This window comes from Achromobacter sp. Marseille-Q0513, assembly GCF_018195695.1.
Lineage (GTDB): Bacteria > Pseudomonadota > Gammaproteobacteria > Burkholderiales > Burkholderiaceae_B > Achromobacter.
On record NZ_JAGTJY010000309.1, the window covers coordinates 1 to 3,742 of the forward strand.

Annotated in this window: 2 protein-coding genes; both read right to left on the reverse strand. The window is 71.4% G+C overall.

Annotated elements, in window-relative coordinates:
• A partial coding sequence (locus tag KDH83_RS29965; protein WP_212322517.1) for an efflux RND transporter permease subunit occupies positions 1–679 on the reverse strand: 679 nt, incomplete at its 3' end.
• The coding region (locus tag KDH83_RS29970; protein WP_212322519.1) for a multidrug efflux RND transporter permease subunit at positions 676–3,742 on the reverse strand (3,067 nt) is incomplete at its 5' end. The genes KDH83_RS29965 and KDH83_RS29970, both read right to left, overlap by 4 nt.

Sequence of the window (3,742 nt, forward strand, 5' to 3'; positions counted from 1 at the left end):
CGCCGGGGCGGCGCCCGGGCGCCTCGATCAGCCCCTGCGGCCGCATCGGCGCCGCCCCGGCGATGGCCTGGCGCACCTCGTCCAGCGCGATGCCGTAGTGCGCCAGCGCGTTCGGATTGACCTGCACCCGCACGGCCGGCAGCGAGCTGCCGCCCAGCGTGACCTCGCCCACGCCCTGGACCTGCGAGATCTTCTGCGCCAGCACGGTCGAGGCCAGGTCGTAGAGATCGCCGGCCGGCCGCGTCGGCGAGCTGATCGCCAGCGCCATGATGGGCGCCTGCGACGGGTTGACCTTGCGGTAGGTGGGATTGCCCGGCATGCCCGAGGGCAGGTCGGCGCGCGCCGCGTTGATGGCGGCCTGCACGTCGCGCGCGGCTTCGTGGATGTCGCGGTCCAGGTCGAACTGCAACTGCACGCGGGTGGCGCCCTGGTTGCTGGAAGAGGTCATGGCGCTGACGCCGGCGATGCCGCCCAGCGCGCGCTCCAGCGGCGCGGCCACCGTGCTGGCCATGCTCTCGGGGCTGGCGCCCGGCAGGCTGGCGCGCACCTCGATGGTGGGGAAATCCACCTGCGGCAGCGGCGCCACCGGCAGCAGCCGCCAGGCCACGGCGCCCAGCAGCGTCAGCGCCAGCGCCAGGAACACGCAGGCGACGGGGCGGTGCAGCAGCGCGCGGATCATGACGTCTCGCCGCCGGTGGAGGCGGGCGAGGGCGCGCCGCGGCGGCCCAGGCGGTGGAAGAACAGGTACACCGCCGGCGTGGTGAACAGCGTCAGCACCTGACTGACCAGCAAGCCGCCGACCATGACCCAGCCCAGCGGCTGGCGCAGTTCCGCGCCCGAACCCGTGGCCAGCATCAGCGGCACCGCGCCGAAAAGCGCGGCCAGCGTGGTCATCAGGATGGGCCGCAGCCGCAGCAGCGCGGCCTCGCGGATCGCGGCCTCGGGCGGCAGGCCGCGCGAGCGCTCGGCCTCCAGCGCAAAGTCCACCATCATGATGCCGTTCTTCTTGACCAGACCGATCAGCAGGATGATGCCGATGACGGCGATCAGGTCCAGCGGCCTGCCGGTCAGCAGCAGCGCCAGCAGCGCGCCCACCGCCGCCGAGGGCAGGGTCGACAGGATGGTGACCGGGTGGATGGCGCTTTCATAGAGCATGCCCAGCACCAGGTACATGGTCACCACGGCCGCCAGCATCAGCCACAGCGTGTTCGACAGCGAGGCCTGGAAGGCCGCCGCCGCGCCCTGCAGGCGCAGTTCCACGCTGGGCGGCATGGCGATGTCGGCGCGCGCGGCCTCGATGGCGGCGATGGCCTCGCCCAGCGAGCCGCCCGGCGGCAGGCTGAACGACAGATTGGCGGCGGGGAACTGCGATAGATGGTTCACGGCCAGCGGCGTGGCGCGTTCGCTGACCGTGGCCAGCGCCGACAGCGGAATGGCCTGGCCGTCCGCGCTTTTCAGGTAGATGCGTTCGAGCGCGGCGGGGCTGGCGGCCAGGCGACGGTCCACCTCCAGCACCACGCGGTACTGGTTCGACTGGGTGAAGAGCGTGGCGACCTGTCTCTGGCCGAAGGCGTTGTAGAGCGCCTGCGCCACGTCGTCCATGGTCAGCCCCAGGCGCGCCGCGTCGTCGCGCGAGACCTGCAGATAGGCCTGGCGTCCGCCATCCTGCAGGTCCGAGGAAATGCCGGCGATGGCCGGCGACTGGCGCAGCCGTTCAAGCAGCGCGGCGGTCCAGCGCGACAGCAGCGCGCCGTCCGGCGAGGTCAGGCTGAACTGGTACTGGCCCCGGCTGACGCGGTCCTCGATATTCAGTTCCTGCACCGGCTGCAGGTACAGCGAGATGCCGCCCGCCTCGCGCGCGCGCTCGTCCAGCCGCGCCATGATGGCCGGCAGCGCCGAGCCGCGCTCGGACCAGGGTTTCAGATTGATCAGCAGCCGGCCGGTGTTGAGCGTGCTGTTCATGCCGTCCACGCCGATGAAGGACGACAGGCTTTGCACGTCGGGATCGGCCAGCAGCGTCTCGGCCAGCGCCTGCTGGCGGCGCGCCATGGCGTCGAAGGACGAACTCTGCGCCGACTGGGTCACGCCCTGCAGCACGCCGCCATCCTGCACGGGAAAGAAGCCCTTGGGCACGATCAGATAGAGCAGGCCGGTCAGGGCCACGGTGGCCAGCATCGCGGCCAGTGTCAGGCGGCGGTGGCGCAGCGTCAGGTCGAGCCAGTCCGCGTAGCGCGCCTGCAGGCGGTCCAGCAGGCCGGGCGGACGAGGTTGGTGCGCGGGCAGCAGCCGCGCGCACATCATGGGCGTGAGCGTCAGCGATACCGCCAGCGAGATCAGGATGGCCACCGCCAGCGTCACCGCGAATTCGCGGAACAACCGGCCCACCACGTCCTCCATGAACAGCAGCGGAATCAGCACCGCGATCAGCGACAGCGTCAGCGACACCAGCGTGAAGCCGATCTGGCCCGCGCCCTTGAGCGCGGCGCTCATGGGGCTGTGGCCCTGTTCGCGATAGCGCGCGATGTTCTCCAGCATGACGATGGCGTCGTCCACCACGAAGCCGGCGCCGATGGTCAGCGCCATCAGCGTGAGGTTGTTGGTCGAGAAACCGGCCAGGTGCATGAAGCCGAAGGTGCCGATCAGCGACAGCGGCACGGCCAGGCTGGGAATCAGCGTGGCCGGCAGGTTGCGCAGGAACAGGAAGGTCACCAGCACCACCAGCGCCACGGCGAACACCAGCTCGCGCTGCACCCCGCGCACGGAGGCGCGGATGCTGTCGGTGCGGTCGGTCAGCACGCTGACGCGCACCGCCGCCGGCAGGCTGGCCGTGAGCTGCGGCAGCAGCGCCTTGACCTGGTCGGCCACCGCGATCACGTTGGCGCCGGGCTGGCGCTGGATGTTCACCAGCACGGCCGGTTGGCGGTCGACCCAGGCGGCCAGGTAGCGATCCTCGGCGCCGTCCTCCACGGTGGCGACCTCGCCCAGCCGCAGCGGCGCGCCGTCGCGCCAGGCCACAATCAGCTCGCGGTACTCGGCCGCGCTCTTCAATTGGTCGTTGGCGTCCATGATGACCGAGCGCACCGGACCGTCGAAGCTGCCCTTGGGCTGGTTGGAATTGGCCCTGGCGATCGCCTGCTGCACGTCGGACAGCTGCAGCCCGCGCGCGGCCAGCGCCATGGGATTGGCCTGCACCCGCACCGCCGGGCGCTGGCCGCCCGCCAGGCTGACCATGCCCACGCCCGACAGCTGCGCCAGCCGCTGCGTCATGCGCGTGTCGACCAGATCGTAGACCGCCGGCAGCGGCAAGGATTCCGAGGTCACGGCCAGCGTCAGGATGGGCACGTCGGCCGGGTTGACCTTGCGGTACACCGGCGGGGCGGGCAGGTCCGACGGCAGCAGCGCGCCGCTGGCGCTGATGGCGGCCTGCACCTCCTGCTCGGCCACGCCCAGCGATACGTCCAGCGAGAATTGCAGCGTGATCACCGACACGCCGCCGCCGCTGGACGAGGACATCTGCTTCAGGCCCGGAATCTGGCCGAAGCGCCGCTCCAGCGGCGCGGTCACGGCGCGCGCGGTGATCGCGGGACTGGCGCCCGGATACTGCGTCGAGACCTGGATGATGGGGTAGTCCACCTGCGGCAGCGCCGCCACCGGCAGCAGCCGCCACGCCAGGATGCCCGACAGCAGCAGGGCGATCATCAGGAAGGACGTGGCGACCGGGCGCTGGATGAAGGGGCGGGAT